Annotated in this window: 1 rRNA gene; it reads right to left on the reverse strand. The window is 53.7% G+C overall.

Going from position 1 to position 1,407, the window contains the following annotated elements:
• Nucleotides 1-1,407 (reverse strand): 23S ribosomal RNA (locus tag DLK05_RS18985); the annotation flags it as partial.

Below are 1,407 nucleotides of genomic sequence, written 5' to 3' on the forward strand. Positions count from 1 at the left end.
TGGAACAAGTCCTCGCGCGTTGCTAGCTGCACGACACTAACAGCTGAAACCGCCCACGATCGACCCGGGTCAGAGTCCRGTAACCTCACCACAACGCGCACCGAAGCACACAAAGCAGCAAAGAAACCAGCCCCCAACTGGACCGACACGTATCTGATCTCGGCCTGTCTGACTCGGCCCCCAGAGCCAATCCTTCTCCCGAAGTTACGGATCCAATTTGCCGMCTTCCCTTACCTACATTGTTCAATTGCCAGAGGCTGTTCACCTTGGAGACCTGCTGCGGATATGGGTACGGCCTGCCACGAAAATTATACTGCCTCGCTCGGATTTTCAAGGGCCGACAGGAGCGTTCCGGACACCACAAGAAGGGTGGTGCTTTACGGAGGCTAGCCCCCTATCTCCGGACAAGCCGATTCCAGGGGGKGGATGCACTCCTAACAAAGAAAAGAGAACTCTTCCCAGAACTCCCGCCGACGTCTCCGAGGTCGGTTGCGTTACCGCGCTGGGCGCACGCCGAACCAAAGGCCCGACACACACCAATCTCCGTGGACAGGGTCGGGAATATTAACCCGATTCCCTTTCGCTACAGGGGGCTGCAATGCAACAGTACTTTGCAGATTACTGAACAAAGCCCGCGAACGGACAATGTCAGGCACCCCGTCTCTGTTCCGATTTACCGGATCACTTAGGACCGCCTGACCCATGGTCAACTGCTGTTCCCATGGAACCCTTCTCCACCTCGGCCTTCAAGGTTCTCACTTGAATAKTTGCTACTACCACCAAGATCTGCGCCTGTGGTTGCTTCACCTAGGCTCACGCCTGAGGCTTCCCGCTAGCCACAGYGACCCTCCTACTCGTTGCCGTTACTCCATGCCTGGACCAAGTGCAGCTTGCCCTCACACAGCATAGGCCCAGCTTACAGCAACGGTCCGGTATAGGTCCAACGCTCGAGCGCCATCCATTTTCAGGGCTGGTTGATTCGGCAGGTGAGTTGTTACACACTCCTTAGCGGCTTCCGACTTCCATGGCCACCGTCCTGCTGTCTAGACCAACCAACACCTTTTGTGGTATCTCATGAGCGTCGTGTTAGGCACCTTAACCGAACGTTTGGTTCATCCCRCAKCGCCAGTTCTGCTTACCAAAAATGGCCCACTTGGCACTCACATTCAATGCAAAACTCCAATTAAGCGAGTTAAGCTTCTCACCCATTTAAAGTTTGAGAATAGGTTGAGGATGATTTATCCCCAATGCCTCTAATCATTCGCTTTACCGGATAAAACTGTTTATTTCTCAGAATGCCAGCTATCCTGAGGGAAACTTCRGAGGGAACCAGCTACTAGAYRGTTCGATTAGTCTTTCGCCCCTATACYCAMGTYAKACGAWCGATTTGCACGTCAGAATCGCTAC

It is taken from the genome of Ancylomarina longa (assembly GCF_003996985.1).
Taxonomy (GTDB): Bacteria; Bacteroidota; Bacteroidia; order Bacteroidales; family Marinifilaceae; genus Ancylomarina_A; species Ancylomarina_A longa.